19 protein-coding genes and 1 tRNA gene are annotated in these 21,689 nt (G+C 65.9%); 6 read left to right on the forward strand and 14 right to left on the reverse strand.

Annotated features, from left to right (window positions below):
* Nucleotides 1-8: 8 nt before the first annotated feature.
* Both IB255_RS12405 and IB255_RS12410 read right to left on the reverse strand, forming a co-directional pair.
* Nucleotides 9-572 (reverse strand): mechanosensitive ion channel family protein, encoded by a 564-nt coding sequence (locus IB255_RS12405; RefSeq protein ID WP_081518722.1) that lies wholly within the window; start codon nt 570-572, stop codon nt 9-11.
* Nucleotides 572-2,482, reverse strand: coding sequence for an ATP-binding cassette domain-containing protein (locus IB255_RS12410; RefSeq protein WP_081518723.1), 1,911 nt, complete (start codon nt 2,480-2,482; stop codon nt 572-574). Before IB255_RS12410 ends, IB255_RS12405 begins: the two co-directional genes overlap by 1 nt.
* A 47-nt stretch (nt 2,483-2,529) precedes the next feature.
* On the opposite strand from IB255_RS12410, the gene IB255_RS12415 reads away from it, so the two are divergent.
* Nucleotides 2,530-2,994, forward strand: a complete 465-nt coding sequence (locus tag IB255_RS12415; protein ID WP_081518724.1) for a TIGR02444 family protein — start codon at nt 2,530-2,532, stop codon at nt 2,992-2,994.
* 3 nt (nt 2,995-2,997) lie between these two features.
* Here the strand turns inward: IB255_RS12415 and IB255_RS12420 are convergent, their stop codons facing one another.
* The 3 genes from IB255_RS12420 to IB255_RS12430 all read right to left on the reverse strand — a co-directional run bounded on the left by IB255_RS12420 (nt 2,998) and on the right by IB255_RS12430 (nt 6,064).
* Complete coding sequence (locus IB255_RS12420) at nt 2,998-4,203, reverse strand: AlgP family protein (protein WP_192210427.1); 1,206 nt, start codon at nt 4,201-4,203, stop codon at nt 2,998-3,000.
* A gap of 651 nt (nt 4,204-4,854) precedes the next feature.
* Nucleotides 4,855-5,322 (reverse strand): Rsd/AlgQ family anti-sigma factor, encoded by a 468-nt coding sequence (locus IB255_RS12425; protein ID WP_081518726.1) that lies wholly within the window; start codon nt 5,320-5,322, stop codon nt 4,855-4,857.
* 256 nt (nt 5,323-5,578) lie between these two features.
* Nucleotides 5,579-6,064: a disulfide bond formation protein B gene (locus IB255_RS12430; RefSeq protein ID WP_151189002.1), complete on the reverse strand. Its 486-nt coding sequence runs from the start codon at nt 6,062-6,064 to the stop codon at nt 5,579-5,581.
* 116 nt (nt 6,065-6,180) lie between these two features.
* On the opposite strand from IB255_RS12430, the gene IB255_RS12435 reads away from it, so the two are divergent.
* The gene (locus tag IB255_RS12435; protein WP_081518728.1) at nt 6,181-7,266 is read left to right on the forward strand and encodes a PQQ-dependent sugar dehydrogenase; all 1,086 of its coding nucleotides are present in this window, start codon (nt 6,181-6,183) and stop codon (nt 7,264-7,266) included.
* Nucleotides 7,267-7,314: 48 nt separating this feature from the next.
* Here IB255_RS12435 and IB255_RS12440 read toward each other — a convergent pair whose 3' ends face one another.
* The 6 genes from IB255_RS12440 to IB255_RS12465 form a co-directional block, all read right to left on the reverse strand.
* The gene (locus tag IB255_RS12440; protein ID WP_081518729.1) at nt 7,315-8,547 is read right to left on the reverse strand and encodes a heme biosynthesis HemY N-terminal domain-containing protein; all 1,233 of its coding nucleotides are present in this window, start codon (nt 8,545-8,547) and stop codon (nt 7,315-7,317) included.
* Nucleotides 8,544-9,656 (reverse strand): uroporphyrinogen-III C-methyltransferase, encoded by a 1,113-nt coding sequence (locus tag IB255_RS12445; protein WP_081518730.1) that lies wholly within the window; start codon nt 9,654-9,656, stop codon nt 8,544-8,546. The genes IB255_RS12440 and IB255_RS12445 overlap by 4 nt, the downstream gene beginning before the upstream one ends.
* Before the next feature lie 27 nt (nt 9,657-9,683).
* Nucleotides 9,684-10,442 carry a uroporphyrinogen-III synthase gene (locus IB255_RS12450; RefSeq protein WP_192210428.1) on the reverse strand — a complete coding sequence of 253 codons (759 nt, stop codon included), beginning with the start codon at nt 10,440-10,442 and terminating at the stop codon, nt 9,684-9,686.
* Nucleotides 10,439-11,377, reverse strand: coding sequence for a hydroxymethylbilane synthase (gene hemC, locus IB255_RS12455; protein ID WP_081518732.1), 939 nt, complete (start codon nt 11,375-11,377; stop codon nt 10,439-10,441). Before hemC ends, IB255_RS12450 begins: the two co-directional genes overlap by 4 nt.
* 113 nt (nt 11,378-11,490) lie before the next feature.
* Complete coding sequence (algR, locus tag IB255_RS12460) at nt 11,491-12,237, reverse strand: alginate biosynthesis regulator AlgR (RefSeq protein ID WP_017521347.1); 747 nt, start codon at nt 12,235-12,237, stop codon at nt 11,491-11,493.
* A gap of 4 nt (nt 12,238-12,241) precedes the next feature.
* Nucleotides 12,242-13,312, reverse strand: coding sequence for a sensor histidine kinase (locus IB255_RS12465; protein ID WP_081518733.1), 1,071 nt, complete (start codon nt 13,310-13,312; stop codon nt 12,242-12,244).
* Nucleotides 13,313-13,544: 232 nt separating this feature from the next.
* On the opposite strand from IB255_RS12465, the gene argH reads away from it, so the two are divergent.
* Both argH and IB255_RS12475 read left to right on the forward strand, forming a co-directional pair.
* Nucleotides 13,545-14,939 carry an argininosuccinate lyase gene (gene argH / locus IB255_RS12470; RefSeq protein ID WP_081518734.1) on the forward strand — a complete coding sequence of 465 codons (1,395 nt, stop codon included), beginning with the start codon at nt 13,545-13,547 and terminating at the stop codon, nt 14,937-14,939.
* A 12-nt stretch (nt 14,940-14,951) separates the two neighbouring features.
* The gene (locus IB255_RS12475) at nt 14,952-15,665 is read left to right on the forward strand and encodes a hypothetical protein (protein ID WP_081518735.1); all 714 of its coding nucleotides are present in this window, start codon (nt 14,952-14,954) and stop codon (nt 15,663-15,665) included.
* A gap of 4 nt (nt 15,666-15,669) precedes the next feature.
* Here IB255_RS12475 and IB255_RS12480 read toward each other — a convergent pair whose 3' ends face one another.
* From IB255_RS12480 to gabD, 3 genes are all read right to left on the reverse strand, one after another.
* Nucleotides 15,670-16,866, reverse strand: coding sequence for an HDOD domain-containing protein (locus IB255_RS12480; protein WP_081518736.1), 1,197 nt, complete (start codon nt 16,864-16,866; stop codon nt 15,670-15,672).
* A 258-nt stretch (nt 16,867-17,124) separates the two neighbouring features.
* Nucleotides 17,125-18,405, reverse strand: coding sequence for a 4-aminobutyrate--2-oxoglutarate transaminase (gene gabT, locus IB255_RS12485; protein WP_045213232.1), 1,281 nt, complete (start codon nt 18,403-18,405; stop codon nt 17,125-17,127).
* 201 nt (nt 18,406-18,606) lie between these two features.
* Entirely contained in the window at nt 18,607-20,058 is a 1,452-nt protein-coding gene (gene gabD, locus IB255_RS12490) for an NADP-dependent succinate-semialdehyde dehydrogenase (RefSeq protein ID WP_081518737.1), read from the reverse strand.
* 657 nt (nt 20,059-20,715) lie between these two features.
* Here gabD and IB255_RS12495 point away from each other — a divergent pair.
* A tRNA-Arg gene (locus IB255_RS12495) sits at nt 20,716-20,792 on the forward strand.
* A gap of 203 nt (nt 20,793-20,995) precedes the next feature.
* A complete protein-coding gene (locus tag IB255_RS12500) occupies nt 20,996-21,589 on the forward strand; it encodes a hypothetical protein (RefSeq protein WP_081518738.1) in 594 nt (197 codons plus the stop codon).
* Nucleotides 21,590-21,689 lie beyond the last annotated feature (100 nt).

The raw sequence follows: 21,689 nt of genomic DNA on the forward strand, positions 1-21,689 counted from the left end.
TCAAGGGGTCAGGGGGTGGTGGGGAAATTCGGGCCGCGCCAGCGGCGGATGGCCTTCTGGAAGAACAGGTTGTTCGGCACTTGCAGCAGCGCGCCAGGGGTGCCGTCCTCGGCGACTTCCTCCAGGGTGGTGTAGAGCAGGTTGATTGCGATCACCCGGCCCTTCACGCCGGGCTTGTCGGCGGACTCGATGACTTCCACGCGATCGCCCAGGCGGAACGGGCCCATGGTGAAGATCATCAGCGCGCAGAACAGGTTGGAGAGCACGCTCCAGATGGCGAAGAAGGCCACCGCCGCAACGGCGGCGAAGCCGGTCAGCGCGGCCCAGAGCACATCGGCGGAAACGCCCAGGCGCTCCAGCACCAGCATTACCGCCGAGCCCATGATCAGCCAGCGCAGGCCGCCGCGCAGCGGCAGCAGCAGCTCCGGCGGCATCGGGTAGCGTTCACCCAGGCGACTGACGGCGCGCGTCACCACGCGCTGCACCAGCCACGCCAGCAGCAGGACGAGGATGATCTGCCCGCCGCGCAGCAGCGGTTCGCTCCACGCCACCAGCAGGTTCACATCGTCCATCACTCGCTGGCCTCGAGCTGGCGCTGCAGCTCTTCGAGGGTTTCCAGGGCCATCAGCCAGGACTCTTCCAGCTCGCTCTCGCGACCCTTCAGGGTCGCCTGGCGGGCCAGCAGATCGCGCAGTTCATCCTTGCGCGAAGACTCGTAGAGCGCGCTGTCGCCCAGGCGCTGCTCCAGCTCGGCGAGTTGCTCGTGGACCTTGCCCAGCTCCTTCTCCAGCTTGTCCGCCTCGCGCTTGTGCGGGGCGAGCTGCTGGCGCAGGGCCGCGGCGGCCTGGCGCTGGGCGCGCTTGTCAGTCTTGTCGCCAGCGGGAGCGGCGGGCGACGACGGCGCCTGCCGCGCGCGGAAATCCACCAGCCAGCGGGCGTAGTCTTCGAGATCGCCATCGAACTCCTGGATGCGCCCGTCGGCCACCAGCAGGAACTCGTCGGTGGTGCTCTTGAGCAGGTGCCGATCGTGCGACACCACCACCACGGCGCCGGAGAATTCCTGCAGCGCCAGGGTCAGCGCCAGGCGCATTTCCAGGTCGAGGTGGTTGGTCGGTTCGTCGAGCAGCAGCAGGTTGGGCTTCTGCCAGGCGATCAGTGCCAGGGCCAGGCGCGCCTTCTCGCCACCGGAGAAATTCAGCACCGGCTCGTCACAACGCTCGCCACGGAAGTCGAAACCGCCGAGGAAGTCACGCAGGGTCTGCTCGCGCTCGGCCGGCGCGATACGCGCCAGGTGCAGCAGCGGGCTGGCCTTGGGGTCCAGCGAGTCGAGCTGGTGCTGGGCGAAGTAGCCGATGGCGAGGTTCTCGCCACGGGCAAGCTCACCGGACAGCAGCGACAGGTCGCCGGACAGGGTCTTGATCAGGGTCGACTTGCCCGCACCGTTGGGGCCGAGAAGGCCGATGCGCGCGCCGGGCACCAGTTGCAGCTTGACCTTTTCCAGCACGGTCTTGTCGCCATAACCCAGGCGGGCTTCGGAGAGATTCAACAGCGGGCTGGAAATCTTGTCGGACTCGCGGAAGGCAAAGTCGAACGGCGAATCGACGTGGGCCGGCGCCAGTTCCTCCAGGCGCTCCAGCGCCTTGATCCGGCTCTGCGCCTGGCGGGCCTTGGTGGCCTGGGCGCGGAAGCGGGCGATGTACTTTTCCATGTGGGCGCGTTGCGCCTGCTGCTTCTCGTACGCCTGTTGCTGCTGGGCGAGGCGTTCGGCGCGGGTACGCTCGAAGGCCGAGTAGCCGCCACGGTACAGGGTCAGCTTGCGCTGTTCGAGGTGGGCAATGTTGTCCACCACGGCGTCGAGGAAGTCGCGGTCGTGGGAGATCAGCAGGAGCGTGCCCGGATAGCCCTTGAGCCACTCTTCCAGCCAGAGAATGGCGTCGAGGTCGAGGTGGTTGGTGGGCTCGTCGAGCAGCAGCAGTTCGGACGGGCACATCAGCGCCTGCGCCAGGTTCAGGCGCATCCGCCAGCCACCGGAGAAGTCACCGACACGGCGGTCCATCTGCTCGGAGGTAAAGCCCAGGCCGGCCAGCAGCTTGCGCGCGCGGGCGTCGGCGGTGTATCCGTCGGCGCTGTCCAGCTCGCTGTGCAAGCGCGCCAGGGCAGTGCCATCGTGGGCGTCTTCCGCCGCGGCGAGGTCCGCCTGGATCTTGCGCAGGTGCACGTCGCCGTCGAGCACGTAGTCGACGGCGAGGCGGTCGAGGGTATCGACCTCCTGGCGCATGTGCGCGATACGCCAGTCAGCGGGCAGGTAGCAGTCGCCGGCGTCCTGGCCGAGCTGGCCGCGCAGCAGGGCGAACAGGCTCGACTTGCCGGCGCCGTTGGCGCCGATCAGGCCGACTTTCTGTCCGGCGTGCAGGGTGAGTTCGGCACCTTCCAGCAAGCGCTGGGGGCCACGCTGTAGCGTAAGATTTTGTAGTCGAATCATGGCGGCGGAGTTTATCAGCTTCGCCTGGCAATCGCTGTGGGTGCTCTATGTCTGATGATGTCTGGTCGTATGCACTGAAACTCTACGCCCGCCCTGGGGTTGAGGCGGCTTGCCTGGTCCTGCAGGAAGGCGGCGCGGACGTCTGTCTGCTGCTCGCTGCGGCGTGGCTGGGCAGCACTGGAGTGGCCTTCGAAGCGTCGCGAATGAGCGAGCTGGAAAGCACGGCGCAGGGATGGCGCGAAGAGGTGGTTGTGCCTTTGCGTTCGCTACGTCAGCGCTGGCAGCAATCGGCGAAGCAGGATGCGCAGCTGGCGCCATTGCGCGAGCGAATCAAGCAGCTCGAACTGGAAGCGGAACAGGTGCTGCTGGGGAGACTGGAGACGGTGGCGCAGGATTGGCCACGGGGTGAAGCGGAGGACCTGGCACGCTGGCTGGAAGCCGCGGCAGGCGAAGCGGGCGGCTTGCGCCGCGATGCGCGGGAAACCCTGCGCACCGCGGCGAGCCTCTCCTGAGCCTTAGGAAGCGCTGGAGGAGTTGCTGCTGGCCGGAGCAGCCGGTGCCGGAGTGGCGCTGGCAACCGGGGTAGCGGCCGGAGTGCTCGGCTGGGCAGCCGGTGCGCTCGGGGCAGCCGGAGCGGCCGGTTTGGCAGCGACGGCAGGCTTGGCCGCAGCCGGTTTGGCTGCAGGCTTGGCGGCCGGTTTTGCGGCCGGCTTGGCTGCGGCTTTCACGGCCGGTTTGGCAGCCGGTTTAGCGGCGGGTTTGGCAGCCGGCTTGGCAGCGGCAGCGGGCTTCGCGGCAGGCTTGGCAGCCGGTTTGGCGGCAGCGGCAGGCTTGGCGGCAGCAGGCTTGGCGGCCGGCTTCGCGGCGGGTTTGGCAGCGGCTTTCGCAGCAGGCTTCGCAGCCGGTTTAGCGGCGGGCTTGGCGGCCGGTTTGGCGGCAGCGGCAGCAGGCTTGGCAGCGGGTTTGGCTGCCGGCTTGGCGGCGGCTTTCGCAGCAGGCTTCGCAGCCGGTTTAGCGGCAGGCTTGGCAGCGGCGGGCTTGGCTGCAGCAGTCTTGGCGGCCGGCTTGGCTGCAGGTTTTGCAGCGGGTTTTGCAGCGGGCTTGGCGGCAGCCTTGGCAGCCGGTTTGGCGGCGGGTTTGGCGGCCGGCTTGGCAGCAGCTTTCGCGGCAGCAGGCTTGGCAGCGGCAACCTTGGCGGCCGGCTTCGCAGCAGGCTTGGCGGCAGCTTTCACGGCGGGCTTGGCAGCCGGTTTGGCAGCGGGTTTAGCGGCCGGTCTGGCGGCAGCCTTGGCGACCGGCTTGGCAGCGGCGGCAGCCGGCTTGCGGGTAGCGAGGGATTTGCCAGCGGCTTCCTTCACCTTGGTCACGCCCTGGGCGAGCTTGAGGCTCTCCTGCACATCGCGCTTGAGGTTGGCGATGTAGGCACGGGTTTCAGTCTGGCGGGTCTTCAGAACATCCAGCACGCCATCGAGCTCAGCGATGCTCGACTTGGCCTTGGCCTGCGCCTTCGCCTTGCCGGCCTTGGTCGCGTCCTGCAGCTTGGTGCGTGCGTTGTGCAGCTTCTCCTGAGCCTTGCCGCGTTGTTTCTCGAGCTTGGCGAGCAGCTTTTCGGAATCGACGAGCGCCTGCTTGCAGGCACCTTCGAGGTGTTCGATCAGACTGTTGGACAACTGGTGCAGCAGGTGCAGAGGGGTAGTGACGGGTTTCTTGTTGGCCGACATGACGTGCCTCCTGGCGGACGTGGTTGCGCCCATACTAGCCCCGCTGATGGCCTCTCGCCAATGTCCCTATGGTGCTGCAGGCCGCAGCAGGCATTGGCTTCAGGGGTTTTCAGCAGTGCGCGAAGGCGCGTTTTTTCACTCCCTCAATGACGCTGGCCCACGCACTTGGTTCCGTTGGCGCAATCGGCCAGGCAGCGCAAACACCCGTGGCGCGGGCGTTTGAGGGTGAAAAATAAATTTTCAGAGCTGGCCGAAAACGCCCGTCGCAGAGCCTTTCGCGCAATACGCAGCAGTACTGAGCAAGGCGGACTGGCAGTCGTTCGAGGCGCGTCGGCACGACGCGAGAATCACCGTCGCAGCACTGTGGAAATGCTCTTGCGAGCACCCGCTCGCAGTCACCGTTGCGGCCCATTTTCAGCAGCGATTCATCCCGCGAAAAAGACGGCGAGAGCACCGCTGCAAGCTGCCGAACGGCGCGAGTTTTTCAGCGTTGCGCGCTCAGAGTGCGAGGCTCGAAACAGCGCGGACAGAGTCACACTCCTGCGTGACCTGAAGCTCCGTCCCCGATCGGCATGAACGCCACGAACCCGCCACAAACGAAAACGGCGCGAGTGCTTCAAGCGCTCGCGCCGTTGTCGGAGGTCCCTTCGCTCAGGCCGTAACGGCTTTCTGCTCGTGGGAGTTGTGCAGCACTTCGATCAGGCAGTCTTCCAGTTCGAAGCGTTCGTGCAGTTGCTGGCGCAGGTTTTTCAGTTCGCTGGTCAGGCAGGTGCCTTCACGGCAATCGCCGTTGTCGCAGCGGTCGTTGAAGTTGAGCGCGTTGGCGGTGATGGTTTCGAGGCGCGGGTAGATCTGCTTGGCCAGTTCCAGGCCGCGCGTATCACCGAAGGCCTGCGCCTCGTTCATCAGCTGTTCGTAGACTTCGAAGTGTCCCGCCGACACGTAGTCGAGCAGGAGCTGGCAGAAGCTCTGGAGGTTTTCGGCGTTGGTTTTCGGCGCCTGGACACCGTCCAGGGAATCGAATGCCCGGACCAACTCATGTCGATCCCGCAACCAGCGGTCGATCAGCTGGTGTACGCCTCCCCAACGTTCCTGGGCATTACGGCAGCTCTCGAGCATGTTGTCCTCACTTCCCTTTCGCCGTCCCGGCTAGGTCCGCCCCGGGACAATATTCTGTCGATTCTCGACGTCCGCGATGTATGAAGCTTGTTCGGCGGCGGCTTTCCGACGGAGTGGAAAACCAGAGTATGCCCGCCCGTTATCGCCTTCAAGACACCGGCAACGGGAAAATTCATACGAGCGTTTAATCGAGAGACCGCGACGCCTCTGGCCTGCGCCGAAGAGGCGCAGGCCATGGCAAATTGAGATGCGACGCTCAGCCGCGGCGGCGGAAGAACTGCACGATGGCGAACAGGGCGAAGCCGATGAAGGCCAGCAGGCTCCACTCCGCAATGCTCATGCCGAGCAGCGTCCAGGTGACTTCGGCGCAGTCGGCCGAACCGTGGAACATGGTGTAGAGGATCTGCGTGTAGGGCATGCTCTCGAGCATGAAATCCAGCGGCGGCAGGCAGGACGGCAGCTGGTCCGGCGGCAGGGTCTGCAGCCAGAGCTGACGGCCCGCGGTGCCGGCACCGCCCAGGGCACTGAGCAGGATCAGCAGCGAGTACACACGCGGGGCACGGCCGTGCAGCGCGGCGATCAGCGAGAACAGACCGCAGCCGGCGAAGAAGATGCGCTGCAGGATGCACAGCGGGCAGGGCTCCAGCCCAACCACGTACTGCAGGTAGAAGCCGGTGCCGAGCAAGGCGACACAGGCGAGGAAGGCAAGGAAGAACAGGGAACGAGGGCTGGCCAGGTTCATGGCGGCTCCGCTGAAAAGCGCTGTTGCACGAAAGGCCGCTACGGTAGTGGAAACACGGCGATCAGTTCAAGGCGAGTGTCTAGACTGGCCGTGGCACTCATCCGGGAATTCCTGCCATGCGTCGTCATTTCCTACTTTGCTCGCTGCTTTCCCTGACATCAGCACCGGCCATTGCCGCCATCGATCTCAGCCAGATCCGGGTCCCAGATGGTTTTCACATCAGCCTGCTCACCGACCAGGTGCCGGGCGCCCGCGCCATGGCCTGGGGCGACAAGGGTACGCTGTTCGTGGGCAGCCGGTCCGGCGACAAGGTCTATGCGGTGACGCCCGACGGTAAGGCCAGAAGCATCGGCGAGGGTTTGCAGATGCCCGTGGGCGTGACCTTCCATAAGGGCGACCTGTATGTGTCGTCGATCAACCGCATCGTCGTGCTGCGTGACATCGAAGCGCACCTCGACGCGCCTCCCAAGGCCGAGGAACTTCCGGCACAATTTCCGAAGGAGACGGCGCACGGTTGGAAATTCATCGCCTTCGGTCCGGACGACAAGCTCTACGTACCAGTCGGCGCCCCCTGCAACATCTGCCGCCCGGACCGCGAGCAGTACGCCAACCTGCAGCGCATGAACGCCGACGGCAGCGCGCGGGAAATAGTCGCCTACGGCATCCGCAACACGGTCGGCTTCACCTGGCATCCCCAGACGAAGCAGCTGTGGTTCACCGACAACGGACGCGACATGCTCGGAGACGACAAGCCCGATGACGAACTGAACAAGGTCAGCACGACGGGCGAGGACTTCGGCTATCCCGACTGCCACCAGGGCGACATCGCCGATCCCGAAGAGGGCAGGAAACCCTGCTCCGCCTTCACTCCGCCAGTGGCCAGGCTGGGCCCGCACGTGGCCGCACTGGGGCTGCGTTTCTATACCGGCGAGCAGTTCCCCGCCGAGTACCGCAACAACCTGTTCATCGCCGAGCATGGCTCGTGGAACCGCACGCAGAAGATCGGCTACCGCGTGGCGCGGATCGAGCTCAACGAGGACGGCACGCTGAAGCGCCAGAGCGTGTTCGCCGAAGGCTGGCTCGACAAGGACGGTCAAGTCCATGGACGGCCCGCCGATGTTCTGGTGGCGCCGGACGGTTCGCTGCTGGTCAGCGATGACCAGAACGGCGCGATCTACCGCATCCGCTACGGCAAACCCTGAACATGAAAACGGCGCCCTTGGGCGCCGTTTTCACTTCCAGCAACGCGATCAGGCGCGCACGGCCACCGGCAACGAAACCGGCGGCGCCAGCAGGCCAAGACCTTCCTGGAACAGCTGGTTGCTGCGCTCCACCTCACCCAGCTGCGCCAGCAGACGCGCCAGTTCGGCGCAGGTTTCCGCGCTGCGCTGGCGGGCCAGGCTGGCTTCCAGGTACTCGCGCGCCTTGCCCCACAGCTTGTTCTGCAGGCTCAGGCGGCCGAGGGTCAGCAGCAACTCCGGGTCGTCGCCATGCTGCTTCAGCCAGCCTTCGGCGGTCTTCAACTGGTGCGCACCATCGCGGCCACGGGCGCGGCCATAGAGGTGTACCAGGCGACTGTCGTAGCCTTCCTTGAGCGCCTTGCGCAGCACGTCCTCGGCCTCTTCCGGCGCGCCCAGGCGCAGCAGCTGTTCGGCGTAGGCGGCCACCAGCGGCGGCTGCGCGCGAAGGTTGGAGGGCACGTTCTGCCAGCGCTGGGTCAGCGGCTGCAGGCTGCTTTCGCCCTGGCCGAGGCCCTGCTCGCCCGCCTCGCCCAGCGCGGCCATCCAGGTGCGGCGCTCCAGGTCCGCCAGCTCGGCGTTCTGCAGCACACGCTCCTTGCGCAGCTCGGGCAGCAGCACGCACAGCGCCTGCCAGTCGTGGAGGCTGACATAGAGCTGCTGGAGCAGGCGCAGCACGGTCGGATGACGCGGGTGATCCTGATGCAGCTTGTCCAGCACCACGCGGGCGCGGGTGAAGTCGCCGCGGTTGATCAGCAGCTGGGCACGGGTCAGCCCCACCGCCAGCTCGGTGCCGGGCTCGCGCTCCTGGGCGCGGTCCAGCAGTTCGTCGCACTCTTCGGTCTTGCCCAGCTCATTGGCCGCGCGGGCGGCGCCCAGGTAATGCGGCAGCGGGCGATCGCTCAGCTCGGCGGCGCGACGCAGGTGACGCAGCGCCTGCGCCCAGTGGCCTTCGGCAAGATCACGCTGGCCGTGTTCCTCGGCCAGTTGCGAGCGACGGCGACGGTTGAAGCGCGACCAGGGATTCACCACGCGCCCGGACACGCCCAGCAGGCGCAACACCAGGCGCACGACGAGGTAGATCACCCAGAGCACCACCAGCAGCGCGAGGAAGGTCCACAGGCTGGATTCGTAACGGAAGCTCTTGTAGGCGATCAGCACGTAGCCGGACTGCTCGGCGATGGCCAGCCCGACCAGGGTGGCCGCCAGGACCACGGCGAGGATCAGGACATAGACGCGGCTCATGGCTGGGTCCCCGCGTCCGGCGCCACCGCCTCCTGCTGCTGCACCGCATTCTCGCGGCGCGACAGGTAGGCCTGCAGCGAACTCAGGGCCGGGCCGAGGTCCGGCGTCTGCACGGTGACGGCCTGACCGCTGAGCTCATCCAGTCGCGCAACCAGCGCGCGGCTGTCGGCGAGGTCGGCGTTGAAGAAGTCGCCGACTATCTGTTTGGCCTGCTTGAGCGCCTGCTCGTAGACGTCCTGCTTGCCGTTCAGGGCGGCCCACTGCGCCTGTTCCAGGGCAAGGCTCAGGGCGAGGCGGACGCGGTCGAGCTGCTGCCCGGAGAGCAGCGGGCGGATATCCTGCCCGGCATTGAAGTCGATACGCACGTATTGCGAGACGCGGTCCCACCACTCGCTCCAGCGGTCGTTGCCGTCGCTCCAGGCGGTGTTCGGCCCAGTGCCGGTCTCGGACGGCTTGAAAGCGGGGTTCAGCGGTTGCAGTTGCGCAGCCTGGTCGCGCAGCGCGCCCAACTGCAGGAACAGCCCGGTGCGGTCCGGACGCGGCAGCGCGCGCAGCGCTTCGAGGCTCTTGGCCAGTTGCGCCCGCGCGGCGAAGGCGCCCGGATCGTTGTTCACACGAAGGATGTCGTCGGCGCCCTGGACCAGTTCGGTGGCGCTGTCGATGTCCTGCAGCGCGGAGAGACGCAGCGCTGCCAGACGCAACAGATGCTCGGACTCAGCCAGGCGCCACTGCTGGCGACTCTGCCCCAGGACCTGCTTGACCTGCTTGGCCAGCTGCTGCTGGTCGCCCTGCAGCTCCACCACGAGGCGGCGGCGGGCTTCGAGCTCGTCGGCGTTGGGCAGGGTATCCAGACGCTTGTTCAGCTCCGCGTTGGCGTTCTGTACGCCCTGCGCCTGGGCGCGGGCATCTTCCAGTTGCGCGGCACGCTGCTGCTCGGCGCCCTTGAGCTGCTGGACCTGCCAGACACCCCAGCCACCGGCTGCGAGGCCGGCGGCGCCGACCAGCAGGGCCAGCAGGGCGATGCCCGTGCCGCCCTTGCGCGGGGCCGGCGCGGGGGCCGGACTGGACGATGTTGGTGAAGTCTCTTGGGGAGTGACGGCTTCGCTCACAGATCCATCCTTCGCTCGGAAATTGTTCTAGTCGGCGCTTCTCAACGCTTCCATTAATGCCGCCGGGCTTGCGCCCCGGCAATCGATTACTTGCAGCGCCCCCATCTCCCGCGCCTGCTCAGCCACCCGCGGGCTGGGCACGAACAACGGCATGGCACTGACTTGCGGCCAATCCGCCGCCGCCAGCTGGCGCAGGTGCTCGAGGCCCTGCCCACTACTGACCGCGATGGCGTTCAAACGCTCCCCCTGGATTCGCCGCAGCAGTTCGCCCGGAGGGTAAGCCGGCATTTCGCGCCGGTAGAGTTCCAGATAGTCGACCACCACGCCTTGGCCGCGCAGGCGCTCGGCGAGGAATTCTCGGCCACTCTCGCCGCGCATGATCAGCACCTTCGGATCATGCACCTGCAGGGCCTGCTCGAACTCCGGCAGGGCCAGCAGGGCTTCGCTGTCGTCGCCGTCCTGCGGGCAGACCACATCCAGACCGTAGTCTTCGAGGATAGCCGCCGTGGCGGCGCCGACGGTGAACCAGCGCTGGGTCAGCGGCGGCTGCGGCCAGTAGCGGTCGAGCCGCTCCAGGCCCAGGCGCGCCGCGGGCTTGCTGACCACGATAACCGCGCAGTAGCGGTCCAGGTCAAGGATCAGGCTGCGCTCGACGGGTGTCTCTTCGCGTGGCGTGATCGCCAGCAAAGGCAGGCAGTCGCCGTGGATGCCGTGTTCGGCGAGGGTAGCGGCGAGCGCCGCGCAATCCTCTTCGGGACGGGTCAGCAGCAGCCGCCAGCGGCTCACGGGTGACCGGCCTCGCCGTAGACTGCGTCGAGGATTTCCTGGGCGCCCTGGCCCAGCAGGTCTTCCGCGACCTTCACGCCGAGGGTTTCGGCGTCGGCGAAGGGCGCGCGAGCTTCGGCGCGCAGCAGTTCGGTGCCGTCGGGCTGGCCAACCAGGCCGCGCAGCCACAGCTGGTCGCCTTCGAGGATCGCGTAGCAGGCGATGGGCACCTGGCAGCCGCCATTGAGGCGCTTGTTCAGCGCGCGCTCGGCGGTGACGCGCAGGGCAGTCTCGCGGTGATGCAGCGGTTGCAGCAGGGCGTGGATTTCCGCGTCGGCGGTACGGCACTCGATACCCACTGCGCCCTGGCCGCCGGCCGGCAGGCTGGCCTCGACGCTGATCGAGGAACGGATGCGGTCTTCGAAACCGAGGCGGATCAGGCCGGCGGCAGCGAGGATGATCGCGTCGTACTCACCGGCGTCGAGTTTGGCCAGGCGGGTGTTGACGTTGCCGCGCAGGAAGCGGATCTGCAGGTCCGGGCGGCTGGCCAGCAGCTGGGCCTGGCGGCGCAGGCTGGAGGTGCCGACCACGCTACCGGCGGGCAGGTCATCGAGGCTTGCGTAGGTATTGGAGACGAAGGCGTCGCGCGGGTCTTCACGTTCGCAGATGCAGTACAGGCCCAGGCCTTCGGGGAAGTCCATCGGCACGTCCTTCATGGAGTGCACGGCGATGTCCGCTTCGTTCTCCAGCAGGGCGGTTTCCAGTTCCTTGACGAACAGGCCCTTGCCGCCGATTTTCGCCAGCGGCGCGTCCAGCAGCTTGTCGCCGCGGCTGGTCATCGGCAGGAGGGTCACGGTCAGGCCGGGGTGGGCCTGTTCCAGGCGGGCCTTGACGTATTCGGCCTGCCAGAGTGCCAGGGCGCTCTGGCGCGTGGCGATACGGATTTCGCGAGACATGGGCATTTCCAGGCAAAGGAAGCGTGCAAGAAAGTGCCCGCATGATAACAGCTCACGCAAACGAAAAGCCCGGGGGCCGCCCCCCGGGCTTCAGGCGCTGCGGCACTGTGTCGCTACAGGTTATGCATGAGTCGCCGGACACCAGCGACATGGCGGCGGCTGACGGTCAGCGCGTCGCCGTTGAGTCCTTTCAGGTACAGCTGGAAGTGCCCCAGCGGGGTGCGCTGCAGGCGCTCGATACGCTCGCGGGAGACCAGCGCGTTACGGTGGATGCGCACGAAGCGGTCACCGAACTCGTCCTCCAGCGCCTTCAGCGGTTCGTCCAGCAGCACTTCGCCGCCCGCGTGGCGCAGGGTCACGTACTTGTGGTCGGCGATGAAGAAGATCACGTCTTCCAGTGGAATCAGCTCGATCCCCTTGCGGGTCCGCGCGCTGATGTGGCTGCGCGGGCCGGGGCCACCGGCGGCCGGGGGCTTGGTCAGCGCCGCGAGCTGCACGCGGTTGGGCCGCGAGGCTTTCTTCAGGGCGTCGGCCAGGTCCTCGCTGCGGACCGGCTTGACCAGGTAGCCGACCGCACTGACCTGGAACGCCTCCAGGGCGAATTCATCATGGGCGGTACAGAAGATCACCGCCGGCGGGGCTTCACGCTCGCACAGCTTGGCGGCCACCTGAAGCCCGTCCAGGCCGGGCATGCGGATATCCAGCAGGACGATATCCGGCTTCAGGCTGTCGATCAGCGTCAGCGCTTCTTCGCCGTTGCTGGCGGATGGCTCGAGGACGCGATAGCCGTCCAGTTGCCCCACCAGCCGGGCCAGGCGCTCTCGCGCCAGGGGTTCGTCATCGACGATCAGGACATTCATAAGCTCAGGCTTCCTGCATGAGACGCGCACATGGATAGCGTAGACAGGTGAAGTGCCGTCCGTCACGGCGCTCGACGGTGAGACTAGCTTTTGGCCCGAAAAGTGCCGCAAGTCGCGCTGCAATATTCTGCAGGGCCTGCTTGGTCCCCTTCGTGGGCAGCGTCTCGGTCGATTCGTCGTACGGGTTGCTCACGCAGAGCTGGAACACACCGTCACGGTAGTCCGCCTCAACTTTCACCAGACCGCCTTCGATGCGCGGCTGGATGCCATAAATCAATGAGTTCTCGAGCAACGGCTGCAGTGTCAGCTGGGGAATCGGCACGCCGTCGGGCACGCCGCTCACCTGCCAGTCCATCTGCAACCGGTCGCCAAGACGGAACTGCTCAATGGAAAGATAGCGTCTGGCCAGCTCAAGTTCCTCTCCCCAGGAAATTAATGTTCCAGGTTTGGCCAGGCTGGCGCGAAAAAGGTCCGAAAGATTCAGCACCGCCAGCTCGGCCTTGCCCGGATCAATCTCGATCAGGCTGGCGATGCTGTTGAGGCTGTTGAACAGGAAGTGCGGACGGATCCTCGCCTGCAGCGATTCGATCCGCGCCCGCAACTCAGCCTGCTGCTGCCGTCGCCATTGGCTCTGGAGATAGAAATAGCGTAGCAACAGCGTGGACATGATGAGCGCAATCAATGCATGACGCAGATAGAGATTGACCTCGCCGGTGCGGCTCATGGGGCCGCCAAGGGAGAAATAATCCGCCACCCAGGTGCAGCCCAGCGTCAGCAGGACCACCAGCGCACAACTGAGCAGGCCGGAGAACCACGCCGGCCAGCGCGCCATGAACGGCCTTAGCTGGCACAACAGGCCGGCCGAGAGCAACACGATCCACTGCACGAACAGCGAGGACAGGGCCAGGCGCACCCAGTTGAAGCTGGGTGTCATCGGCTCGGCAAGCACCAGTACGAGCACCAGCAACTCGGCGAGCAGCACCAGGCTGAACAGCGCTTCGGGCTGGCAGAGTTCGGGAATGAAGTAGTCTTCGTTGGGCGCCGGCTTGTCGCCGGTCTTCGTCAGTCTGGGCATCGACGCAGTTTCCGTAAGCGCCTGCACGGCGGCAAGCGCCACGTGCGACCAAAAGCCAGGAATTGTCGGGCAGCGCAAAGATCGGCACGAGGCCCGCGACGATTCACCGCCACTCCCCCGCCGCAACCCGCCAAAGCGCCGCCGGTTTTGTCCTTCAGCCTGCTATTATCGTCGCACTTTGCCCTTCATGCAGGCCGCGCGCCGCGCCTGCCCGTTTCAGCGAGAGAGATCCATGAGCGTAGAGAAGACCAACCAGTCCTGGGGCGGCCGTTTCAGCGAGCCCGTCGATGCCTTTGTCGCCCGCTTCACCGCTTCCGTCGACTTCGACAAGCGCCTCTATCGCCACGACATCATGGGCTCCATGGCCCACGCCACCATGCTGGCCAAGGTCGGCGTGCTGAGCGACGCCGAGCGCGACACCATCATCGACGGCCTCAAGCAGATCCAGAGCGAGATCGAAGCCGGCACCTTCGACTGGCGCGTCGACCTGGAAGACGTGCACATGAACATCGAGGCGCGCCTGACCGACCGCATCGGCGTCACCGGCAAGAAACTGCACACCGGCCGTTCGCGCAACGACCAGGTCGCCACCGACATCCGCCTGTGGCTGCGTGACGAGATCGACCTGATCCTCGCCGAGATCACCCGCCTGCAGCAGGGCCTGCTGGGCCTGGCGGAAGCCGAGGCCGACACCATCATGCCCGGCTTCACCCACCTGCAGACCGCGCAGCCGGTGACCTTCGGCCACCACCTGCTGGCCTGGTTCGAAATGCTCAGCCGCGACTACGAGCGCCTGGTGGACTGCCGCAAGCGCGCCAACCGCATGCCCCTGGGCAGCGCCGCGCTGGCAGGCACCACCTACCCGATCGACCGGACCATCACCTGCGAACTGCTGGGATTCGAAGCGATCTCCGGCAACTCGCTGGACGGCGTGTCCGACCGTGACTTCGCCATCGAATTCTGCGCCGCCGCCTCGATCGCGATGATGCACCTGTCGCGCTACTCCGAAGAGCTGGTGCTCTGGACCAGCGCCCAGTTCCAGTTCATCGACCTGCCCGACCGCTTCTGCACCGGCTCCTCGATCATGCCGCAGAAGAAGAACCCGGACGTCCCGGAGCTGGTGCGTGGCAAGTCCGGCCGCGTGTTCGGCCACCTCGCCGGCCTGCTGACCCTGATGAAGGGCCAGCCGCTGGCCTACAACAAGGACAACCAGGAAGACAAGGAACCGCTGTTCGACGCCGCCGACACCCTGCGCGACAGCCTGCGCGCCTTCGCCGACATGGTTCCGGCGATCAAGCCCAAGCGCGAGATCATGCGCGAAGCGGCCCGCCGCGGCTTCTCCACCGCCACTGACCTCGCCGACTACCTGGTGCGCCGTGGCCTGCCGTTCCGTGACTGCCACGAGATCGTCGGCCACGCCGTGAAGTACGGCGTAGACAGCGGCAAGGACCTGGCCGAGATGAGCCTGGACGAGCTGCGTCAGTTCAGCGACCAGATCGACGACGACGTGTTCGCCGTGCTGACCCTGGAAGGCTCGGTGAACGCCCGCGACCACATCGGCGGCACCGCGCCGAATCAGGTTCGCGCCGCCGTCGCTCGCGGCCGGGAACTGCTGGCCACGCGCTGAGCACAGCGGCTCATGCACTACTGGAACCAGGAAAACTTCGAAGGACTGGAGCGGCTCGCCGATGAACTGGCGAGCCTGCCCGGCCTGCAGGCGCTGGCGGATTACGCCCGCGCCCGCAGTCGAGGCGTGCGTCGCGAGGCGTTTGCCGCCCTCGAAGGGTTCCTGCGCAATGCCCCTGCCCTCGACACTCTGCCAGCCCGCGAACTGAGCCTGCAGATACTCACGCTGCACAGCCAGACCCGCGAAGCCCACCAGTTCCTTGCCCAGCCGCTGCTCGCGCGCTTCCTGGTCCCGACACTGCAAGCCTGGATCGCCAGCGCACCGACGGCGCACGCGCCGCTGCGCTGGCTGGGGCTGCTGCAGAACGATGGCGATCTCCTGCGCCGGGCGCTGGCGGTGGGTCCGGACGATGTCGCTGTCCGCTACCGATTGATCGATTTTGCCCTGGGCGCCGCGGACTACGCGATGCACCATCTGGACGAGGGCTTCTTCATCGGTGAGCCGGCCAGTGCGCGCGAAGCGCTGGAGCGGGTGGCGCAACTCATCGCCGAGGCGCCGGACGCCAGCCCGTTCGCCCGACCCGCCAAGGAAGCCGTGCAGCTATCGGCGATGCTGGATGACTGGCAGGCCTACTCGGCACAGCCCGAAGGCGACTTCGCCACCTGGTGCGCCGAGCGGCAACGACCCTACGCCTGGGCGAAGAAGTACTACTACACCTCGTCCTGAGCGCTCAGGTCCGCCCCAGATAGCCCAGCTGCGCCGGCGTCAGTTGCAGCATGCGCGCGGCCTTGTGGTCCTTGAGCCTGGGCAGCTCCTCTTCCGGCAGACGCGCCGCACTGGCGGCAAGATTGACGATCAACGCCTCACGACTGAACACGCCATTGTCGATGGCGTAGGCGGCGGCGATCAGGTTGCGCAGCTCCAGGGGCAGGCGCCAGCGGGTGCGCAAGGCAGAGCCGAAGCTCGCACCATGCTCCTTCAGGGCCTTGTCCACGTCCGCCTCGCCCAGTTCACCACCCGCGCTGTGCCAGTCCTGCAGGCTGCGCAGCAGTGCCAGATCGCCCAGGCAGTGCAGTAACCCGGCGGTAAAGCAGCGATCGGCATCGGCGCCGAGGGACTCGGCCAGTGCGAAGGCGGCGTCGGCGGTATGCCGGGAAAGCTCCCAGAAGCGCTCGGCTCGCTCCTTGAGCAGCGGGTCATCGAGCGTCGCAGCGCGCTGCAGCGCCACGGCCAGCATCAGGTTCAGCGCCTGCGCCACGCCCAGGCGCGACAGCGCCTGCATCAGCGTCTGGCAGGGCATGCCGACGTGCCGCGCGGCACTGTTGGCGGCGGAGATCAGGCAGGCGGTGATCTGTGGATCGTGGCCGAACTCCTGTTCGAGCATCTCCAGGTTGATGTCGCTGGCTTCCATGCAGCGATTCACCGCTGCACCGACCTCGCCCATCAGCGGCGCACCTTCAGTGGCGTCGCGCTCGGTCTGCAGGAAGCGCTCCAGCGACAGGCTCTGCTCCAGGGTCGGCAGCTCGCAGACGACGTTTTCCCCCGGCGCCAGCAGCAGCGAACGCAAGCGTTCGCGCAGGTTCTCGGCATTGAAGGGCTTGACCAGGTAGGCCGTAGGCGCCAGCGGCAAGGCAGCGCGCACGCTGGCGGCATCGGCCTTGGAGCTGATCAGGATGAAGGGCTGGGCAACCGGCCCGCGGCGGCGCATGCGCACATGGCGCAGCAGTTCCAGGCCGTCGCTGCCGGGCAGCTCGCGCTCGGCCAGGATCAGGGCGAAGGGATGCCGGCGACAGGCCTCGATGGCCGTATCACCGTCCTCGCAGAACTCGACGGTCGCGTCGCAGCGCACGCTCAGCACCAGCTGGCCGAGCAGCTCGCGGCTCCAGGGGTCGCTGGCAGCGACCAGCACACCGGGAGAAACGCTCATGGATCGCACCTCGTTCGGGACAGATGCCGTCGCGGGCGGAAACAACCGATCCTGAGCCTTCCCTGCCGCGTGCCCGGTCCTTCGGATGCCGCCGGCCAACGGCCTTCGGATACTGCGCAGCGTAGTCCAAAGCCCACGAGCTTTCCCATGCGCGCCATCAACTTCGGCGCACAATTCACACAAACAAACACAGAAAGAGCACCCATAAAAAAGGCCCGCTTGCGCGGGCCTTCTTTTGAACCGTTAGAGCGGGAAGGCTCAGGCCAGTTCGTCGAAGCACTCGGCCAGGATGGCCAGGCCTTTTTCCAGCTGCGCGTCAGGGATGGTGACGGGCATCAGGAAGCGGATCACGTTGTAGTAGGTACCGCAGGAGAGCAGGATCAGACCTTTCTCACGGGCACGAACCACGATCTTGCTGACCAGTTCAGCGGCCGGCTTGTTGTGATCACCGCCTTCGAACAGCTCGATGGCGATCATCGAACCCAGGCCGCGAACGTCGCCGATGACCTTGTGCTTGGCCTGGATGTCGCGCAGACCCGCCTTCAGGCTCTCGCCAACGGCTTGCGAACGCTCCAGCAGCTTCTCTTCGTCGAACACTTTCAGCACGGCCAGGGCCGCGGCGCAAGCGATCGGGCTACCGGCGTAGGTGCCGCCCAGGCCGCCGGGAGCGATGGCGTCCATGATTTCGGCTTTGCCGGAAACACCGGAGATCGGGAAACCACCGCCAACGGACTTGGCGAAGGTGGTCAGGTCCGGAACGATGCCCAGTTGCTCGGTGGCGAAGAAGGTGCCGGTACGGCCAGCGCCAGTCTGTACTTCGTCAGCGATCAGCAGGATGCCGTGCTCGTCGCACAGGGCGCGCAGGCGCTGCATGAAGGCCTTGGAGTTGACGTAGAAGCCACCTTCGCCCTGAACCGGCTCGATGATGATGGCAGCAATGTCACGCGGCTGGGCGTCGTTCTTGAAGATGCGCTCGATGCTGGCGATCGACTCGTCTTCGCTCACGCCGTGCAGTTCGCACGGAGCCAGGGCGCGGAAGATGCCGCCCGGCATCAGGCCCATGCCAGCGGAGTACGGAACGACCTTGCCGGTCAGGCCCAGGGTCATCATGGTACGGCCGTGGTAGGCGCCGGTGAAGGCGATCACGCCAGCGCGGCCGGTGGCGGCACGGGCGATCTTGACGGCGTTTTCAACGGCTTCGGAGCCGGAGGTGACCAGCAGGGTCTTCTTCGGGAAGTTGCCCGGAACGCGCTTGGCGATCTCTTCGGCCAGCTCGATGTAGGGCTCGTACGCCAGCACCTGGAAGCAGGTGTGGGTCAGCTTGGTCAGTTGCTCCTGAACGGCGGCAACCACTTTCGGGTGCAGGTGACCGGTGTTCAGAACGGCAATGCCGCCGGCGAAGTCGATGTACTCACGACCTTCGACGTCCCACACGGTGGAGTTCTCGGCGCGCTCGGCGACGACCGGGTGGATCTGGCCTACACCGCGCGGTACGGCGGCCTGACGACGTTGCAGCAGGGATTCGTTGGTTTTGCTCATAGCTTCCTCAGTGGCCGCTCATCGGGCGACCGGATCAAAGGATGAAAGCGGGGAGAAGCCACACACGACAGCATACGATGATCGACTGTCGTGGCACTTGCGGCCCGCCGGACGGGTTGTCCGGTGCTACCACCGGAAAACGCCGACGCGAAGGTGGCTGTCAGCTCTTGCCTGCCACCCCGCGCCCACGGAAAAAACGGATCAGATACCGCCGAGGCAGAGGTATTTGACTTCGAGGTAGTCCTCGATGCCGTACTTCGAACCTTCGCGGCCCAGGCCGGAGGCCTTGATGCCACCGAACGGCGCCACTTCGTTGGAGATCAGGCCGGTGTTGATACCCACCATGCCGTATTCCAGCTGCTCGGCGACGCGGAACACGCGGGCCAGGTCACGGGCGTAGAAGTAGGAAGCCAGGCCGAACTCGGTGTCGTTGGACATGGCGATGACTTCAGCCTCGTCCTTGAAGCGGAACACCGGCGCCAGCGGGCCGAAGGTCTCGTCCTTGGACACCAGGGCGGACTTGGGTACGTCGACCAGGATGGTCGGCTCGAAGAAGGTGCCACCCAGGGCGTGCGGCTTGCCGCCGGTGAGGACCTTGGCGCCCTTGGAAACGGCGTCGGCGATGTGCTCTTCGACCTTGGCGACAGCCTTGGAATCGATCAGCGGGCCGGTGGTGATGCCCTGCTCCAGGCCGTTGCCGATGTTCAGCTTGGCCACGGCGACCTTCAGCTTCTCGACGAAGGCATCGTACACGCCGTCCTGTACGTACAGGCGGTTGGCGCAGACGCAGGTCTGGCCGTTGTTGCGGTACTTGGAGATCAGCGCGCCTTCGACGGCGGCGTCCAGGTCGGCATCGTCGAACACGATGAACGGAGCGTTGCCGCCCAGTTCCAGGGACACTTTCTTGATGTCCTTGGCGCATTCGGCCATCAGCTGGCGACCGATCTCGGTGGAGCCGGTGAAGGTCAGCTTGCGCACGATCGGGTTGCTGGTCAGCTCACCGCCGACTTCGCCGGCGCTGCCGGTAACGACGCTGAACACGCCCTTCGGAATGCCGGCGCGCTCGGCCAGCTCGGCCAGGGCCAGGGCGGAGTACGGGGTCTGCGAAGCAGGCTTGAGCACCATGGTGCAGCCAGCGGCCAGAGCCGGGCCGGCTTTACGGGTGATCATCGCGGACGGGAAGTTCCACGGGGTGATGGCCGCGGTGACGCCGATCGGCTGCTTGATCACGATGATGCGCTTGTCGGGCTGGTGGCCCGGAATGGTGTCGCCGTAGATGCGCTTGGCTTCTTCGCCGAACCACTCGAGGAAGGAGGCGGCGTAGGCGATCTCGCCCTTGGCTTCGGCCAGCGGCTTGCCCTGCTCGATGGTCATCAGGCGGGCCAGGTCGTCCTGGTTGGCGATCATCAGGTCGAACCACTTGCGCAGCTTGTTGGCGCGCTCTTTCGCGGTCAGCGCACGCCAGGCCGGCAGGGCCTTGTCGGCAGCTTCGATGGCACGACGGGTTTCGTCGGCGCCCATCTTCGGCACGGTGCCGATGATCTCATTGGTAGCCGGGTTGTTCACGTTGATGGTCTTGCCGTTGTCGGCGTCGACCCAGGAACCGTCAATGTAAGCCTGTTGGCGGAACAGCTTGGCATCATTGAGTTGCATGACCTGTCTCCTTTCGAGGAAAGCCTGTGGACGGCGGGTCTACCTCGAGTCCCCGCCTGCCTTGTTGTCTGGATGGGAGAGACCGCAGTCTCTGCCGTTCATTCACCCCGGCCGATCAGTATCGACGCTGGAGGCGAATGGCGCCTCAGCTTGGAGGCGACGCCAGGCGAACGGCTCTTAGTTCGCTCGGCATGCGGACACGGAAAAACGCAGGCCGGGGTCATTGCCCGGTCTGGTTGAACTCGTTCACGCACAGATTCCCGGGCTCGGCCCAGGAGTACGACTGCCCTACAACCTTCCGGTACGCTGATCGACGGAAGCCGCACGGAGACCTGTCACAAGGGACATGCGGTGGGTGCAACGGAAGACTGTCATCCCGCAGGCTGATGGCCGGCTGGTGTGATGCCAATGCTCCGGTCTCCTGTTGTTGTGATGGGGAGGCGTTTGAAATCTCAAACGAATCCTAGGGCCCCCGACTGCAAAGGGCAATAGCTCGTTCGACAAAACCAACGAAGGTATCCGCTCACCGAGGGTTTTCGGAGGTTTTCTACCGACAAGCGGCTGTTTTCGTTCGATATCATGAACGAGCGTACCCGCATTGGACGCCTGCACGGGAGATGCGTATGATTGCCGCCTGCCGCGCCAGCCGCGGCATACGCACCAGTAGCTCAGCTGGATAGAGTACTGCCCTCCGAAGGCAGGGGTCGTGGGTTCGAATCCCGCCTGGTGCGCCATATCCCTTTGTTTCGAACTGCTTCAGGCAGTCTGCGAAACCGCCTGAAAAGCCCGCCCTGAGCGGGCTTTCCTGTTTCTGGTGGCCGGCGCCGCGCAAGCCAGGCTTTCAGGCCGGGAAGACCCTCGACGCCCGACGATTCCTCTTCGCCACCAGAGGCTGTATAAGCCTTGCGCCATCGCGCGCGAAAAGGACAAACCGCCCATGCTCCGGCTTCTGCTGCCCGCCCTGCTCCTGGCCCTTGCCGGGTGCGCCACCAAACCGCCGGCGAACCCCGAGAACCTCTGCGAGATCTTCCGCGAAAAGCCGAAATGGCACGAAGCGGCGCTGCAGGTGCAGAAGCGTTGGGGCGGGACCGTCCAGGTGCCCATGGCGATGATGTACCAGGAGTCTTCCTTCCGGCACGACGCCCTGCCTCCGCGTTACTACTTCCTCGGTTTCATCCCCTGGGGCCGGGTCAGTTCCGCCTATGGCTACGCCCAGGCCAAGGACGAGACGTGGGCGGACTACAAGAAGGAAGCCGGCGGCTGGGGCGCCGACCGCGACGATTTCGCCGACGCGCTGGATTTCATGGGCTGGTACATGAACAAGACCTACAGCGTGAATCGCGTCTCCAAGTGGGACGCCTACGGCCAGTACCTGAACTATCACGAAGGCTGGGGCGGTTATCGCCAGCGCAGCTACGACGCCAAGCCGTGGCTGAAGACGGTGTCGCAGAAGGTCCAGGCGCGCGCCTACCTGTACGGCGCCCAGTACAAGAGCTGCGAGCAGGAACTGTCGGGCGGAGGCTGGTTCTAGCCGCTCGCCCCTCGGTTACCCCAACGCGACGCAGACGAGGAAGGCCCGCTCAGGCGGGCTTTTTCATGTCCGCCACAAAAGTTGCGCGACGTCACACAAA

Origin of the sequence: Pseudomonas sp. PDM22, assembly GCF_014851965.1 — a bacterium.
Classification (GTDB): domain Bacteria; phylum Pseudomonadota; class Gammaproteobacteria; order Pseudomonadales; family Pseudomonadaceae; genus Pseudomonas.